The organism is uncultured Idiomarina sp., from assembly GCF_964010655.1.
Lineage (GTDB): Bacteria > Pseudomonadota > Gammaproteobacteria > Enterobacterales > Alteromonadaceae > Idiomarina > Idiomarina baltica.
The window spans coordinates 61,346-75,888 of record NZ_CAXGLS010000002.1; the positions used below are offsets into that span (position 1 = coordinate 61,346).

18 protein-coding genes are annotated in these 14,543 nt (G+C 47.9%); 11 read left to right on the forward strand and 7 right to left on the reverse strand.

What is annotated here, in order from left to right; all coding sequences use genetic code 11:
• Positions 1–28 precede the first annotated feature (28 nt).
• From ABNS04_RS01050 to ABNS04_RS01060, 3 genes are read right to left on the reverse strand one after another with little or no spacing between them, the layout of a single operon-like run.
• The gene (locus ABNS04_RS01050; RefSeq protein WP_272978719.1) at positions 29–1,141 is read right to left on the reverse strand and encodes a glycosyltransferase; all 1,113 of its coding nucleotides are present in this window, start codon (positions 1,139–1,141) and stop codon (positions 29–31) included.
• On the reverse strand, positions 1,138–1,860 hold the full coding sequence (locus ABNS04_RS01055) for a glycosyltransferase family 25 protein (protein ID WP_272978717.1): 723 nt from the start codon (positions 1,858–1,860) through the stop codon (positions 1,138–1,140). Before ABNS04_RS01055 ends, ABNS04_RS01050 begins: the two co-directional genes overlap by 4 nt.
• The gene (locus ABNS04_RS01060; protein WP_272978716.1) at positions 1,860–2,957 is read right to left on the reverse strand and encodes a glycosyltransferase; all 1,098 of its coding nucleotides are present in this window, start codon (positions 2,955–2,957) and stop codon (positions 1,860–1,862) included. Before ABNS04_RS01060 ends, ABNS04_RS01055 begins: the two co-directional genes overlap by 1 nt.
• A 75-nt stretch (positions 2,958–3,032) precedes the next feature.
• Here ABNS04_RS01060 and ung point away from each other — a divergent pair, with 75 nt between their 5' ends.
• Positions 3,033–3,707 (forward strand): uracil-DNA glycosylase, encoded by a 675-nt coding sequence (gene ung, locus ABNS04_RS01065; protein ID WP_272978714.1) that lies wholly within the window; start codon positions 3,033–3,035, stop codon positions 3,705–3,707.
• On the opposite strand, the gene ABNS04_RS01070 is transcribed toward ung, so the two are convergent.
• Together ABNS04_RS01070 and ABNS04_RS01075 are read right to left on the reverse strand one after the other, a co-directional pair.
• Positions 3,694–3,933: a cytochrome b/b6 domain-containing protein gene (locus tag ABNS04_RS01070; protein ID WP_272978713.1), complete on the reverse strand. Its 240-nt coding sequence runs from the start codon at positions 3,931–3,933 to the stop codon at positions 3,694–3,696. The genes ung and ABNS04_RS01070 overlap by 14 nt on opposite strands.
• A complete protein-coding gene (locus tag ABNS04_RS01075) occupies positions 3,933–4,205 on the reverse strand; it encodes a cytochrome b/b6 domain-containing protein (RefSeq protein ID WP_272978712.1) in 273 nt (90 codons plus the stop codon). The genes ABNS04_RS01070 and ABNS04_RS01075 overlap by 1 nt, the downstream gene beginning before the upstream one ends.
• Before the next feature lie 265 nt (positions 4,206–4,470).
• Between ABNS04_RS01075 and ABNS04_RS01080 the strand changes: the two genes are divergently transcribed.
• On the forward strand, positions 4,471–4,644 hold the full coding sequence (locus ABNS04_RS01080) for a DUF3545 family protein (RefSeq protein WP_006956962.1): 174 nt from the start codon (positions 4,471–4,473) through the stop codon (positions 4,642–4,644).
• Positions 4,645–4,694: 50 nt separating this feature from the next.
• Here the strand turns inward: ABNS04_RS01080 and suhB are convergent, their stop codons facing one another.
• Complete coding sequence (gene suhB / locus ABNS04_RS01085) at positions 4,695–5,492, reverse strand: inositol-1-monophosphatase (protein ID WP_272978711.1); 798 nt, start codon at positions 5,490–5,492, stop codon at positions 4,695–4,697.
• 113 nt (positions 5,493–5,605) lie between these two features.
• On the opposite strand from suhB, the gene trmJ reads away from it, so the two are divergent.
• The 3 genes from trmJ to ABNS04_RS01100 all read left to right on the forward strand — a co-directional run bounded on the left by trmJ (position 5,606) and on the right by ABNS04_RS01100 (position 8,042).
• Positions 5,606–6,331 (forward strand): tRNA (cytosine(32)/uridine(32)-2'-O)-methyltransferase TrmJ, encoded by a 726-nt coding sequence (trmJ, locus tag ABNS04_RS01090; RefSeq protein WP_272978710.1) that lies wholly within the window; start codon positions 5,606–5,608, stop codon positions 6,329–6,331.
• Between the two features lie 76 nt (positions 6,332–6,407).
• Complete coding sequence (iscR, locus tag ABNS04_RS01095; protein ID WP_006956955.1) at positions 6,408–6,875, forward strand: Fe-S cluster assembly transcriptional regulator IscR; 468 nt, start codon at positions 6,408–6,410, stop codon at positions 6,873–6,875.
• A 15-nt stretch (positions 6,876–6,890) separates the two neighbouring features.
• A complete protein-coding gene (locus ABNS04_RS01100) occupies positions 6,891–8,042 on the forward strand; it encodes an IscS subfamily cysteine desulfurase (RefSeq protein WP_272978707.1) in 1,152 nt (383 codons plus the stop codon).
• Here ABNS04_RS01100 and msrA read toward each other — a convergent pair.
• On the reverse strand, positions 8,028–8,576 hold the full coding sequence (gene msrA / locus ABNS04_RS01105) for a peptide-methionine (S)-S-oxide reductase MsrA (RefSeq protein WP_006956951.1): 549 nt from the start codon (positions 8,574–8,576) through the stop codon (positions 8,028–8,030). The genes ABNS04_RS01100 and msrA overlap by 15 nt on opposite strands.
• A 164-nt stretch (positions 8,577–8,740) precedes the next feature.
• Here msrA and ndk point away from each other — a divergent pair, with 164 nt between their 5' ends.
• The 6 genes from ndk to hisS all read left to right on the forward strand — a co-directional run bounded on the left by ndk (position 8,741) and on the right by hisS (position 14,543).
• Positions 8,741–9,172, forward strand: a complete 432-nt coding sequence (gene ndk, locus ABNS04_RS01110; protein ID WP_006956949.1) for a nucleoside-diphosphate kinase — start codon at positions 8,741–8,743, stop codon at positions 9,170–9,172.
• A gap of 79 nt (positions 9,173–9,251) precedes the next feature.
• A complete protein-coding gene (locus ABNS04_RS01115) occupies positions 9,252–10,388 on the forward strand; it encodes a bifunctional tRNA (adenosine(37)-C2)-methyltransferase TrmG/ribosomal RNA large subunit methyltransferase RlmN (RefSeq protein WP_006956946.1) in 1,137 nt (378 codons plus the stop codon).
• A gap of 49 nt (positions 10,389–10,437) precedes the next feature.
• Entirely contained in the window at positions 10,438–10,848 is a 411-nt protein-coding gene (locus tag ABNS04_RS01120) for a tetratricopeptide repeat protein (RefSeq protein WP_116287568.1), read from the forward strand.
• A 48-nt stretch (positions 10,849–10,896) separates the two neighbouring features.
• On the forward strand, positions 10,897–12,060 hold the full coding sequence (locus ABNS04_RS01125; protein WP_006956942.1) for a RodZ domain-containing protein: 1,164 nt from the start codon (positions 10,897–10,899) through the stop codon (positions 12,058–12,060).
• A 20-nt stretch (positions 12,061–12,080) separates the two neighbouring features.
• Positions 12,081–13,199, forward strand: a complete 1,119-nt coding sequence (gene ispG / locus ABNS04_RS01130; protein ID WP_272978704.1) for a flavodoxin-dependent (E)-4-hydroxy-3-methylbut-2-enyl-diphosphate synthase — start codon at positions 12,081–12,083, stop codon at positions 13,197–13,199.
• 66 nt (positions 13,200–13,265) lie between these two features.
• Positions 13,266–14,543: a histidine--tRNA ligase gene (gene hisS, locus ABNS04_RS01135; RefSeq protein ID WP_272978702.1), complete on the forward strand. Its 1,278-nt coding sequence runs from the start codon at positions 13,266–13,268 to the stop codon at positions 14,541–14,543.

Here is a 14,543-nt window from a genome sequence, read left to right on the forward strand (position 1 = left end):
ACGCCGGCTTTTTCGTATCTCAATATACCTACTGGATACTTTCTAAGTAGCGATTCACCGCATACTCTGGCGTCACTTTATCGCGTAATGCCCACTGATCATGGTCAATGGTTACGGGCTCGTTTAGCATAGCCACTAAACGCTCTGCCAGTGCATTCGGGTCATTCATCGGTACCAACCAATCTTCTAAAATACCCTCAGCGATTTCGGTCGGACCACACTGACACCGTGTTGAAACAAACGGCGTGCCACACACAACAGACTCGACAAGTACGTTAGGAAGACCTTCAAAATCTGAACTTAACGCCAAACATTGGGCTTGTTTAATCCAAGGAAACGGATTGTTTTGGAACCCTGGCACAATCACGTCATCGTGTGCATCAAACCGATCAAGTAACCGGCGTAGCTTTTTATCTTTGCGGGTTAATAACACTAACTTAACGTCGGGTCGGTGTTGGCGAACCTGCTTAAATGCGGCGAGCAACACATCATGACGTTTTGCTTTGGCGCAACGTCCAATATGGATGACATAGGGCGTATCAGGGAGCGCATCGTGAGTCTGTGCGGCCTGATGCTGGATATCTTCCCAGTCAATAGGGTTGTGGATCGACTCGACGGTACCAAGGGGGAGCCAATCATCAGCCGCTGAGTATTCGCGTGCTAATTCGTCCGATACGGCAATAACGTGTTGATCCTTGAGTGACAACTTCTTGCGTTTTAATCGCCAATGTTTTAACCAGCTCATACGGCGTGCGGTAGCCATCTCGCCTTCGAGGGAGGTATGCACCACATAGCGCTTGGGGATATCACGCGGTAAGCGACGGACCACCCAATGTGCTTCATCCAGGTGGGCAAACAGTGCGCTAATACGGGTGTTGCTGTCTCCCTCTATTGTTTTTAAGCAGCGTTCAAGAGAGGCGACCATTTGCCTTGATTTACCCAGTAAATCAATATTCTTGGTATTCTCAAATGGAAGCATGTGAATATTGGTGAGCCGCTCGATGTCGTAGACACCTTTAGTACACAACACGACAATGTGGTGGTCAATTCCACGCTTGAGAAACTGTTCATGTAAGCGTAGGCACACTTTTTCAGCACCACCGCCTGTTAAGGTTGGTATAACAGTTACTATCGTCGTCATTGATGACTCGCCTTTTTTAATTTAAATTTGATAGATTCTTTTAGCTTTGTCCAACGGCGCTGCTTGAGGTCTTTGCGTTGGGCCATTTGCTGAATTTCACTTTCGGCATCACTCACGTTGGCGACATAGGGCACCAAGCCTTGAACCTTTATACCGAGTTCCCACTCCCATTGCAGATCAACATCAATGGCACGGAAAAAGGGTGGACGATGACTGAGCAGAGTCTCCGCCCCCTGAAAGCTAACTGCTTGTGCGACCGTGCCTGTGGGTGCTTTGGGATAATTTACAAGTGTGAAGCGGTCGAGTGCTGTTCGCGTTTGGTAAGGACGCTTTTTAAAGGGGTTAGCCAGCTTAATATAGTCCCATTCATTGCTATGAGTGAACTGTTCGATAGCACCGATAGCATGGGGAAATTGATCGTCTAAGACTAAATCATCTTCAAGAATAATGGCGAAATCGAGTTTATCGGTAATAATCCGTCGCCAACACTCAACATGGCTGAGGTAGCATCCAATTTCACCAATCGTCAAATTATAAGCGGTTCGTCGTTCGGCTTGCTCAGTATCAAACGCCGCATCGATCTCTGCTCCCGTGAGCTTTGAACCATCCACCGCTGATACTCGCTCAAACGGCACATTGAGCCGATTCAATTGTTGCGCGGCTTTTTCCAAGCGCTCGGTAGAGCGATCTAAGTTAATCAAGAAAATTTTCACATTCATCAGCGGCTTGATCCTTGCTGTAGATCTCTGAATAGATTGAGATAGTGTTGGCTCATCTGAGTTTGCGTGTAATGCGATAGGGCGTCTTGACGGGCCGATAGCGCAAGACGGTCGCAGAGTGAATCGTCTTTTACCAACCGCTCAAGTTGGTCAGCCAAGTGCTCCGCGTCTTGGTGCCGATGTGTCAGACCGTTGCTGTCTTCAACAATGACCTCTTGTACACCGGGTACTTGGCTACCAACGACCGCACATCCAGCCGCCATGGCTTCGATCAAAGTCAGCGGCATTCCCTCATAATGAGTACACTGCACAAAAATACGTGTGCTTTTTAGCAATTCCGGCACGTCTGAACGAAAACCCGCAAACTCAACTTGAGATTCCAGACCTAATGTTTGGACTTGTTGTTTGAGCCCATCAACGATACGTGGCTTACCCTTGCCAATGAGGTGCAGCTTAACGTTTACATGGCGCTGCTGCAAAATGGCGATCGCCTCGATGAGAGTACGATGGTCCTTTTGCTTTGCAATACGCGCTACCATGATAATGTCATTTGGGCGCTTTGATGCTGGTACGGGTTCATCGATGAAAGGGTCGGGCTTAATGCCATTGCTAATCGCTATGCATTTGTCAGCGTCATAACCTCGCCTGAGGAGTACTTGGCGGACACCTTCTGAACAGCCAACAATGGCATCTGTGACTGTATTTAGTTTACGCGATAGCCAATAGCGAAACCGGGTGTAACGCTCTTTGGTGTTGTGTTCCACTTGAACGATATGCGGCACACCCGCCAAGTAAGCCGCCAAGCGGCCCCACAAATGTTCACTGAATCCATGGGCGACAAAAACATCAGGTTTTAACTGGTGACAAAGACGTACGAGTGCGAAGACGGTTGTAAGGTGTAGCCAGTTATTAACGACATACACGTGAATACCTTCCTGCCTGAGTGCTTCGACCCGCTGTTTGGGCATGTGGCTTTTCTTTCGAAGCACTAGAATGCTCTCTACGTCGGGCTCGTGCTGCGTCGCACGCACCAAAGATAGAGCGACCTGCGTAGCGCCGCCGGAAAAACCACCCGTAACAAAATGAATGACTCGCAAAAACGATGTACCTTTTAAAACCTAGCTAGTGAGTGGCATTATAAGGCAAAGTGAATCATCAAGTAAGGTCGTATCATGGCAAAAGCGTGGCAGCCACTCCTGGCAGAGGAAAAGCAAAAAGAATACTTTGTGCAACTCATGCAGCGTGTCGAGCAGGCGCGAGAAACAGAGGTTATCTTTCCACCCGAATCGGAGGTGTTTAATGCGCTTAAGTTGACGGCTCCCGAGCACGTTAAAGTCGTCATTTTAGGGCAAGATCCTTACCATGGGCCTGGACAAGCGCATGGTTTGAGCTTCTCGGTACCTGAGGGGGTCAAATTACCACCCTCACTACGGAATATTCTCAAGGCAATTATACAAGACTATCCGGAAGCGCAAGCACCCACTCAGGGTGATTTAACGGCTTGGGCACAACAAGGTGTTCTGCTACTCAACACGGTACTCACGGTGGCACAGGGTCAGGCACATAGTCACGCAAATTGGGGCTGGGAAACCTTCACCGACACAGTGATTGAGCGCTTAGCTAACGAGTACGACAACATCGTATTTATGTTGTGGGGCGCTCATGCGCAAAAAAAGGCAGCACTTATCCCGGATGATAAGCACTGCATATTAAAGGCACCTCATCCGTCACCATTATCCGCTCATCGTGGCTTTTTCGAAGCGCATCACTTTGTGCAAGCCAATCAATACCTCATGGCGCACGGACGGACACCCATTCAATGGGCGCCGGGTATCAGCGTCGATTAACTTCACGATGAAACTGTTTGATAGCCGCAAGCATGTGCAGCGCGATCAAACTTGGTAGCACGTAAGTTGCCAGGATCTTGTGTATTTCTTCGGCTGGTTCATGAAGCCATGACCAACCGGAGAGATCAATAAGCCAAGTAGTTTGTGAAGAAAGAGCGATCCCTTCGCCTTCGGTGAATAAGTATAAAGGACCGGTGATGAGCACGACTAAGAGTGTCAGTAACATCAAGCTTTGTAATCCTTTAGCGAGCTTAAATGTTGTTTGCTCATCGGCTCTGGCGCGCGAAAGCCTGCGAATGCTCTAAATCCAATGCGCACTAATAAGAAGAGCCCAAGATAAAAGCCTGTCGTTACATGAATGCCTTCAACGGCATGTTTAAAGGTGCGTTCGTCGGCAAATACCATCATAAAGCCGAGTGTTAACATGATTGAGAGTGCGATTACAGTGAGCCAGTGCATAAACTGTGCAAGCGCAGAGTAATGTGTGGATGTATTCATGAGTTTAACCTCGTTGATTCACTTTGCTTTAGCCTATGCCGTGAAACTTAAATTTATCTTAATTAGAGCAACTTTCGTTTAACTTATTCCTTACAAGTGTCTATATCATGATCCATGTCATGTAAGATTCATGCGCAGTTAACATATTTGAAACAAACTGCTTTTATTCTTGCAAAAAGTGTGATATTTAATCATATGTGAACAAATTGTTGGGCAGTTTGTTTTGTGCGCTAATCCATAATTATAATGATACTGAGAGGTAGTCATGGACCATTCAGAAGAGCTTCAGAAAGTAAGTGAAAAATCATCGAAAGGACGCACAAGTAAGCGTAGGTGGCGTGAAATAGAACAATTAAAAGAAAAATACCTCTTACGCGAGGAGCTCACCGATATCGATTCTTCGTTTGATATCGATTTGGAAGAAATCGAGCTTCGTTAAAAGAAAAAGGCCGGCAAATTTGCCGGCCTTTGTCGTTCTTATCATAGCGTTTAGTCGTTGCTTTCTGGCTTTTTACGCAGTTGTGCAAGCATCTGCTTGAGCACCTTAGGTGCGCCGGCCACGATATGGCCGCTTTGAACATAATTGTGGCCACCTTCAAAATCAGTCACGATGCCGCCTGCTTCTCGTACAAGGAGGTCACCGGCCATCAAATCCCATGGCTTCAAGCCAAGCTCGAAGAAGCCATCGTAACGACCCGCGGCAACATAGGCGAGGTCGAGGGCTGCAGCACCAGCACGGCGCATATCCGCACAACGCTCAAATAAGCGACCAAACATCGCCTGATATTCATCGTAGCGATGTTTTGCTTTAAAAGGGAAACCTGTTGCGAGCAATGCACCATTAAGTTCTGTTAATGGTGATAAACGTAACCGACGGCCATTAAGCTGAGCGCCCGCGCCACGTGATGCGGTGAATAGTTCTTCGCGTACAGGATCGTAAACGACGCCTTGTTGCACCGTTCCTTTATGAACGACAGCAATAGAAATACAGAAGTGGGGAACACCGCGCAAGTAATTTGTTGTGCCGTCCAACGGATCGATAACCCACTGAAAATCGTTATCTTTACCCGTTTGCGTGCCGCTCTCCTCAGCGATAATACCGTGTTCAGGATAAGCCTTTTTAATGGTATTGATGATCGCTTGTTCAGCCGCCTTATCCATTTCAGATACCCAGTCGTTTGGGCCTTTGGCGGTTGCATCGATAGGTTGACCCTGATCGAATTCTTTAAGCAAAATTTTACCGGCTGCACGCGCTGCGCGCACCGCAATGTTTAACATCGGATGCATTTTCAAATTACCTGTGCTGTGAAAGAACGAATTTTAAGGTCGCGCATATTACCAGTGTTGAGGTAGAATGCGCAACTTTTCTACACTGGTTAAAATTAGATAAAGGCACTGTCATGCTCGATAACGTTCGAATTGTACTGGTGAATACCTCACATACTGGCAACATCGGTTCCGTCGCACGGGCGATGAAAACCATGGGTTTTAGCGATCTAGTATTAGTCGACCCGGTTTCGGAGCCGGACAGCCATGCATCGGCACTCGCCGCTGGCGCTACCGATATCTTAGCTAACGCGCGTATTGTTGAACGACTCGACCAAGCGATAGACGACTGTGGATTAGTACTTGCTACCAGCGCCCGTAATCGTACCCTTGACTGGCCGTTGCTCGGTCCGCGTCCAGCAGCAGGGCAGGTGTTAAGCGAAGCACCGAAATACCCTGTCGCCATCGTATTTGGTCGTGAAAACAGCGGTCTCACAAACGAAGAGTTGCAGCAAAGCCATTTTCATTTACATATCCCGACCAACCCCGACTATGGTTCGCTGAATTTGGCGATGGCCGTTCAAACCGTGTGCTACGAAGTGCGCATGCAGTTCCTTGAACAGGACGAAATGCCTGAAGTTACTCAAGCGTATCCTCGCGTTGAGGCACTCGAGCAGTTTTATCAACATTTAGAGTCGACGCTGACAGATACGGGCTTCATTATTCGCCAACACCCAGGGCAAGTTATGACCAAGTTGCGACGCTTATTTAACCGTGCGCGCCCCGAGGAAAACGAACTCAACATCTTGCGCGGTATACTAGCTTCCGTGGATAAGCAAACGAAAAACTCGGGTTCTTAGAATACTTGACTAATTTAGTCGGAAAAGTACACTAATTAGGAGAACGATCACACTGAGTTATTAGAGGGGGAGATTGATGCGCCTGACTTCAAAAGGTCGCTATGCAGTGACAGCGATGCTCGACGTCGCGATGTTTGCAAAGCAAGCACCCGTGCCCCTAGCAGATATCTCAGATCGCCAAGGCATTTCGTTATCCTATCTCGAGCAACTCTTTGCTCGCTTACGTAAGCGGGGATTGGTTCATAGCGTGCGAGGACCTGGAGGTGGCTATCGCCTTGGGCGAGATGCCGACTCAATCTCTGTCGGTGCGGTGATCGATGCCGTTGACGAGTCTATCGACGCGACCAAATGCCAAGGCAAAGGTAATTGTCACAACGGTGAGCAGTGCCTGACCCATTCACTCTGGGAAGGGCTCAGTGATCGTATCGCACAATTTCTGGACGGCATTACCCTCGCCGAACTGATGGCCACTAAAGAGGTGGCCCAAATTGGCAACCGCCAAGTGGGTGACAACAACCAGAAAATAGAGCTCAATGTGCTGTAATAGCGGAGAGTTGTTTTGAAACAGCCTATCTATCTTGATTATGCGGCAACCACGCCCGTGGATAAATCCGTCGCAGATGCCATGATGAAGTACTTAACAGCGGATGGCGTTTTTGCCAATCCGGCATCGCGCTCGCACCGCCTCGGTTGGCAGGCGGAAGAGGCAGTCGACATCGCGCGAAATCAAGTTGCGGATTTAATCAACGCCGATCCGCGTGAAATCGTTTTCACCTCGGGTGCGACAGAATCGGATAATTTAGCATTAAAAGGTGTCATGCATCAGGCGCGTAACAAGGGAAAGCACCTAATTACGGTGGCGACAGAGCACAAAGCCGTTATTGATCCGGCATTGCAGCTTGAGCGCGAAGGTTTTGATGTGACGTTTTTATCGGTTGATAAAGACGGCTTGATAGATAGCCAAGCATTACAACAAGCGATGCGCGAGGATACGGTATTAGTCAGTGTGATGCATGTAAACAATGAGCTGGGTGTTATTCAAGATATCCCAGCGATCAGTGCATGTTGTCGGGAAAACAACGTACTTCTGCATGTCGATGCTGCGCAAAGTGCCGGTAAACTGCCACTTGATGTAGAACAACTTGGTGTAGACTTGCTTTCTATATCGGCACACAAAATGTATGGGCCAAAAGGAATAGGTGCGCTCTATGTGCGTCGTAAACCTAAAGTACAACTTGAGGCTGAAATGCATGGGGGTGGGCATGAACGCGGCATGCGTTCGGGTACCTTGGCGACCCATCAGATTGTTGGTTTAGGCGAAGCGGCGCAGCTTGCCCGTCAACGCTTAGGAGATGATCGTGAACATTACCGTGCGTTGAGCCAGTTGTTTCTCGATAAATTATTAGCGGAGCCTGGCATTAAATTGAATGGTGATGTATCGCAACGCGTACCCAATATCATGAATTTACGCTTTGCTAATGTAGAAGGTGAGTTATTGCTGATGTCGTTAAAGGACTTAGCGATTTCTTCAGGGTCAGCCTGTACATCCGCGAGTGTAGAGCCTTCTTATGTGCTGCGCGCGATTGGTTTATCCGATGAACTGGCACATGCATCGCTCAGGTTTAGTTTGGGCCGCGACACCACCTTGCAGGAAATGGAATATGCCGCGGACCATGTACTGAACACCTATCGCGTGTTAGCTGCGCAGTAATTCAGCGAAGGTTTTACGGAATTTTGCCAGCTTAGGTGAAATAACCGCTTGGCAATACGGGTTCTCCGGATTGCGATTAAAGTAATCATCATGGTAATCCTCGGCACTGTAGAAGGTGTCGAGCGGTGCAACTTCTGTCACAATCGGATCTTCAAACACCACATCATTTTCGAGTTCATCAATGAGTTCAAGCGCGATCTGTTGTTGCTCGTCATCATGATAAAAGATAGAAGTGCGGTATTGTGTGCCCACATCGTTACCTTGACGATTCACTTGCGTGGGATCGTGCAAGGTAAAAAAGATTTCCAAAATCTGACGATAACTAATAATCGACGGATCAAAAGTTAACTGTACAACTTCCGCATGACCGGTATCGCCATTGCAGACCTGTTTGTAGGTCGGATTCTCGGTTGTGCCGCCAGTGTAACCTGACTGCGCCGATTCAATGCCTTTAAGTTGATTAAATGCGGATTCAATACACCAAAAACATCCACCGCCTAGGGTAGCTTTTTGGAACTGGGTCGTATTCGACATCTGACGGACTCCTTTTGGACGTCTATAAGGCTAAACGTTTTTCGATAGTAGCTGAGAACGAGTTAAAAAACAATCAATAGATATTCGATTTTTTCCGAGATCTAACGTATAATTCGCGCGGAAATTTTCACCTCTGGTTAAATACCCATTTTGGAGTAAAAAAGATGGCTTTAGAGCGCACTTTATCAATTATTAAGCCCGACGCGGTTGCGAAAAACTTAATCGGCGCAATCTATAATCGTTTCGAAAGCGCAGGTCTGCGTATCGTAGCGTCAAAAATGATGCACTTGAGCAAAGAACAAGCTGAAGGCTTCTATGCAGAGCACAGCGAGCGTCCTTTCTTTGGCGCGTTAGTTGAATTCATGACTTCAGGTCCAATCGTAGTTCAAGTATTGGAAGGCGAAGAAGCTATCCTGAAAAACCGTGAAATCATGGGTGCAACGAACCCAGCAGACGCATTGGCAGGCACGCTTCGCGCAGACTATGCTGAAACTATCGACGAGAACGCAGTACATGGTTCTGACGCAGCTGAAACTGCAGCACGCGAAATCGCGTACTTCTTCAGCGATGAAGAGATCTGCCCACGTACTCGATAAGTCTTACGCAAGACTGATCGTTTAACGAATAAAATCGTGCGCCCTTTGGCGCACGGTACTTTTTAGATACAGGAAATTTATGACCAACGCTATCGATAAAAAAGTGAATCTTCTAAACCTGAACCGCGATGGAATGAAAGCCTTTTTCAAAGAGATGGGCGAAAAACCGTTCCGTGCCGATCAGGTCATGAAATGGCTCTATCACTTTTGTGTCGACGACTTTGATGAGATGACCAATCTCAACAAAGGACTACGCGAGAAGCTCAAACAATGTGCTGAAATTCGCGCACCAGAAATTCGCGAGCAGCAGCAATCGAGCGATGGCACGATTAAATTCGTCATGACATTGTTTGATGGTCAAGATGTTGAAACTGTTTGGATCCCAGAACGTGACCGCGCCACCTTGTGCGTTTCATCACAGGTAGGCTGTGCTCTTGAGTGCACTTTCTGCTCAACGGGCCAACAAGGTTTCAACCGTAACCTCAACGTAGCGGAAATCATTGGTCAGGTGTGGCGTGTTAATCAGCTACTCGGGGCCTATGGTAAAACAGGTATCAAACCTGTGACTAACGTCGTCATGATGGGCATGGGCGAACCGCTGCTCAATCTCAACAATGTGGTGCCAGCGATGGACCTCATGATGGATGATTACGGTTTTGGTTTGTCTAAACGTCGAGTTACCTTGAGTACCTCAGGTGTGGTACCGGCATTGGACAAGCTACGCGAGCAAATCGATGTAATGCTCGCTATTTCGTTGCATGCGCCTAACGACGAGCTGCGCAATGAAATCGTACCGATTAACAAAAAGTACAACATCGAACAGTTTTTAGCGTCGAGTCGTAAATACGTTGAGCAGTCAAAAGCTCAGCATAAAGTGACGGTTGAGTATGTCATGCTCGATCACGTAAACGACTCGATGGACCAAGCGCATGAGCTCGCTCGTACGCTTAAAGATACACCGAGCAAAATCAACCTGATTCCGTTTAATCCATTCCCAGGTTCCGACTATGGTCGTTCGAGTAATTCGCGCATTGACCGTTTCGCTAAAGTATTAATGGACTATGGTTTTACTGTTATGGTTCGTAAAACTCGAGGCGACGATATCGATGCCGCATGCGGTCAGCTCGTAGGCGATGTTATCGACCGCACTAAGCGTATCCTAAAACGTCAGCAAGCGCAGCGCGGCGGTGATGCTATTCAGGTTAAGTCAGACTAGACAGTGATGAATACCTATGCCTTGAGTGACTAAGTAAGGAGTAACTTCAATGCATAGGTTTATCCTAGGAGCGATAGGATTTGCTTTAACGGCCTGTTCTGTTTCCACTGATGAAACGGTAGTGGATGCCCATTTGAGAGCGGGAATGGCTTATTTAGCCCAGAACCAGCTTGACCACGCCGAACGGCACTTTAAACAGGCATTTTTGGCAGACCCAAAGCGAGTAGACACTGTGTTAGCCCTAGGACACTGGTATTTACGTAAAGAACGTGTCAATTCTGCGTTGCTACTTTACCAAGAAGCATTATCATGGCAACCTATGAGCGGAGTTCTGCACAACAACTATGCCGTAGCGCTGTGTCTATCAGGTCAGCAGCAAGCCGCTCAGCGTGCATTTGCGCAAGCCCAACGATTAGGCGCGCAAGCGAGCCAGCAAAATCACTGTGCACAACATCACTAGAATGTAATTCGCTCAACTTTAGTTAAACTAGGGAACGATCCAAAGATCATGACTGCCGATAATTCATCTGCAAATAACAACTCAAGCGCAGACTCAAATAACGAAGAACTAATGTCGTCGCAAGAGCAATCACGTCGCCCCATTGCAGGTCCGGGACACATTCTTAAAGAAGCGCGTGAGGCAAAATCGATGACGCCTCGCGAGGCCGCTGATCGTTTACGTTTGCGTTTACAGGTCATTGAACTGATTGAAGCAGATGACTATGACACCTTTTCAACGACCACCTTTGTCAAAGGCTACCTCCGTGCTTACGCCAAATTGTTAGGTGTTGATCAAAGCAAAATTGATGAAGCTTACAAATCCCTGAATATCCGAGAACCTGAAAGCACGCCGATGCAAAGCTTTTCGCGTCGAGTAAAACATCAAGAGAGCGATAACCGATTGATGATGATCACTTGGCTAGTGGTTGTGGTCGTCATCGCGTTGGTAATTTGGTGGTGGCAAGACAGTGATTTGAGCTTCTCGAAGTTGAGCAATGATGTCGAACAAGCGGTTACTGAACAAACCGACTCAGCGCAACAAGAGGACAGCACAGATACACCGACTCTGCGTCAATCAAATCAGGCGCAAGAAGCCACTTCGAGCGAACAGCCATTGCTTGAATCTGAAGTCAGTGCTGCCGATGCAAGTACTTCATTAAGTATTAATGATCCTGCCCAACAGGATGAAATGAGCCCAGACACGATTGAGCAACCTGTCGCAGAGATGCCAGAAACGTCATCAAACCAACAAGTCACATCCGAAGCGATGTCGGAGGTGGCGCAAGAAAGTGATGCGAACGAACCGCGTGAAACACGTACCGCAGAGCAAAATACTGCGTCAGAACCTGAGCCAACAGTGTCGGCGAGCAGCGACGCTAACTCAGTATCTGGCGGCGATGAAGATGAAGCAGACAATACCGCACTAGCCGCCGATTTGGTGATGGAGTTCAGCGAAGAGTGCTGGGTAAAAGTTGAAGACGCCGATGGTGAAGTGCAAGCGATTGGTACAAAAGCACAGGGCTATCGTATGCCGGTACCTGGTAAAGCGCCGTTTTCGGCGACCATCTGCAAGCCCGCCGCCGTGACTATTACCTATGCAGGTAATGCGTTAGACTTATCAAATTATCGTCAAGATCGTGTCGCACGATTAACGATTCCTTCAAGTAATTAAAAGACCGAGTGTAAGCCGTTATGATGCACGAAAATCCAATTAAGCGCAGACCTTCCCGTCGGATCTATGTAGGTAATGTGCCGATTGGAGACAATGCGCCCATTTCTGTTCAGTCAATGACGAATACTGAAACGACGGATGTTCAAGCGACTGTTGAACAGATAAAACGTATTGCAGCCGCTGGTGCTGATATTGTTCGTGTCTCTGTGCCAACGATGGATGCAGCAGAGGCGTTTAAGCTGATTAAGCAACAAAGCCCTGTTCCCCTTGTTGCCGATATTCACTTCGATTACCGCATCGCACTTAAAGTGGCTGAATACGGCGTTGATTGTTTACGAATTAACCCGGGCAATATCGGTCGTGAAGATCGTATTCGCGCAGTTGTAGACGCCGCGCGCGACAAAAATATTCCGATTCGTATCGGTGTGAACGGCGGTTCGTTAGAGCGTGAATTGCAAGAGAAGTATGGTGAACCGACACCGGAAGCGCTCGTTGAATCGGCTATGCGACATGTTGATATCTTGGACCGTTTAGACTTTCAAGATTTTAAAGTCAGCGTTAAAGCATCCGATGTATTCTTAGCGGTAGAATCGTACCGTCTTTTAGCGAAGCAAATCGATCAACCCTTACACTTAGGTATTACCGAAGCCGGTGGCCTTCGCAGTGGTTCGGTTAAGTCGTCCATTGGTTTAGGCATGCTGTTAGCAGAAGGCATTGGCGACACATTACGCGTGTCACTTGCCGCGGACCCTGTCGAAGAAATCAAAGTGGGTTTCGATATGTTGAAATCGCTGCGTATTCGCTCGCGCGGAATCAACTTTATTGCCTGCCCCAGCTGTTCACGGCAAGAGTTTGACGTGATTTCTACGGTGAATGCGTTGGAGCAGCGACTCGAGGACATCACCGAGCCGATGGATGTTTCTGTGATTGGCTGTGTGGTCAATGGTCCCGGTGAAGCATTGATTTCAGAAGTCGGTCTTGCCGGTGCCAAAAGCAAGAGTGGCTTGTATATTGGTGGTGAGCGCCAAAAGCTGAGGCTCGATAACAATGATCTCGTGGATCAATTGGAAGCTCAAATCCGTGATCGCGTAGAATATATAAAAAAGCATCGCATTGATGTAAAAGAAATCGACAACTGATTTTACCCGCCGTCGTAAAGACTCTATAATACGCGCTTATTTTGTAGGCTAAACGGAAGAGTAACCGTGGCAAAGACCATCCAAGCAATTCGAGGAATGAACGACCTGTTACCAGAGCAGACAGCTGCTTGGCAACAAGTCGAGGCGATAATCCGTCAAGTTGCCGCAAGCTATGGCTATCAAGAAATACGCATGCCAGTGCTTGAGAGCACGGCACTGTTCAAGCGTTCGATTGGTGAAGTGACCGATATCGTTGAGAAAGAAATGTACACCTTTGACGATCGGAACGGTGAGAGTGTGACCCTGCGTCCCGAGGGCACGGCGAGCTGTGTGCGAGCCGGTAACCAACATGGTTTGCTGTACAATCAGATTCAACGTTTGTGGTACATGGGCCCCATGTTTCGCTACGAGCGTCCACAAAAAGGGCGTTATCGCCAATTTCATCAATTTGGTATTGAAACTTTTGGCCTTGAAGGTGCCGATGCCGATGCTGAAGTGATTCTCTTATCAGCTCGACTTTGGAAAGCTCTGGGTATGGCCGATCAAGTTGAGTTGCAACTTAACTCGCTTGGTTCAAATGAAGCGCGGGCACGCTATCGTGATGCGCTGCGTGGCTATTTAGAGCAATATAAGAGCGAATTAGACGAAGACAGTCAACGCCGACTCGACACTAACCCGCTACGTATTTTGGATTCGAAAGATGGCAATACGCAGCAACTGTTAGAACAGGCACCTAAGTTATCGGACTACTGGGACGAAGAATCCAAGCAACATTTTGATGAGTTAAAAGCTCGCCTCGATGCAGCAGGGATTCCCTATGTATTCAACGAACGTCTTGTGCGTGGTCTTGATTACTATAACCGCACCGTGTTCGAATGGGTCACTACCGCTTTAGGCGCGCAAGGTACCGTGTGTGCGGGTGGCCGTTACGATGGCCTGGTTGAGCAATTAGGTGGTAAGGCAACACCGGCTGTTGGCTTTGCCATGGGCATGGAACGTTTAGTTCTGCTGCTCCAAGAACAAGAGAAACTTGCACCGCGACGTGCCGTTGATGCCTATTTAATGCCTTTAGGTGAAGCTGCGGAACTTAACGCCCAAGCTGTTGCCGAAAAGCTGAGAAATGAACTACCGGACCTGCGCATCGTGGTGCACAGCGGCGGCGGTGCAATGAAAAAGCAAATTAAGAAAGCCGATAAATCCGGCGCTGAAGTGGCGCTGATTTTAGGCGAGAATGAATTAGAAAATAATCAGTTAACGGTCAAACCCTTGCGGACGACTGATGACCAACAAACACTTGGTTGGGGCGAACTGGTCGTTGCGCTCAAACCATTGACACAAGAATAG

Excerpts from the sequence above, each read along its gene's own strand:
- iscR (WP_006956955.1), top strand. The coding sequence starts at position 6,408 with ATGCGCCTGACTTCAAAAGGTCGCTATGCAGTGACAGCGATGCTCGAC.
- ABNS04_RS01125 (WP_006956942.1), top strand. The coding sequence starts at position 10,897 with ATGACTGCCGATAATTCATCTGCAAATAACAACTCAAGCGCAGACTCA.
- trmJ (WP_272978710.1), top strand. The coding sequence starts at position 5,606 with ATGCTCGATAACGTTCGAATTGTACTGGTGAATACCTCACATACTGGC.
- msrA (WP_006956951.1), bottom strand. The coding sequence starts at position 8,576 with ATGTCGAATACGACCCAGTTCCAAAAAGCTACCCTAGGCGGTGGATGT.
- ndk (WP_006956949.1), top strand. The coding sequence starts at position 8,741 with ATGGCTTTAGAGCGCACTTTATCAATTATTAAGCCCGACGCGGTTGCG.
- ABNS04_RS01050 (WP_272978719.1), bottom strand. The coding sequence starts at position 1,141 with ATGACGACGATAGTAACTGTTATACCAACCTTAACAGGCGGTGGTGCT.
- ABNS04_RS01080 (WP_006956962.1), top strand. The coding sequence starts at position 4,471 with ATGGACCATTCAGAAGAGCTTCAGAAAGTAAGTGAAAAATCATCGAAA.
- suhB (WP_272978711.1), bottom strand. The coding sequence starts at position 5,492 with ATGCATCCGATGTTAAACATTGCGGTGCGCGCAGCGCGTGCAGCCGGT.
- ABNS04_RS01070 (WP_272978713.1), bottom strand. The coding sequence starts at position 3,933 with ATGTTACTGACACTCTTAGTCGTGCTCATCACCGGTCCTTTATACTTA.
- ABNS04_RS01120 (WP_116287568.1), top strand. The coding sequence starts at position 10,438 with ATGCATAGGTTTATCCTAGGAGCGATAGGATTTGCTTTAACGGCCTGT.
- ABNS04_RS01115 (WP_006956946.1), top strand. The coding sequence starts at position 9,252 with ATGACCAACGCTATCGATAAAAAAGTGAATCTTCTAAACCTGAACCGC.
- ung (WP_272978714.1), top strand. The coding sequence starts at position 3,033 with ATGGCAAAAGCGTGGCAGCCACTCCTGGCAGAGGAAAAGCAAAAAGAA.
- ABNS04_RS01055 (WP_272978717.1), bottom strand. The coding sequence starts at position 1,860 with ATGAATGTGAAAATTTTCTTGATTAACTTAGATCGCTCTACCGAGCGC.
- ABNS04_RS01075 (WP_272978712.1), bottom strand. The coding sequence starts at position 4,205 with ATGAATACATCCACACATTACTCTGCGCTTGCACAGTTTATGCACTGG.
- ispG (WP_272978704.1), top strand. The coding sequence starts at position 12,081 with ATGATGCACGAAAATCCAATTAAGCGCAGACCTTCCCGTCGGATCTAT.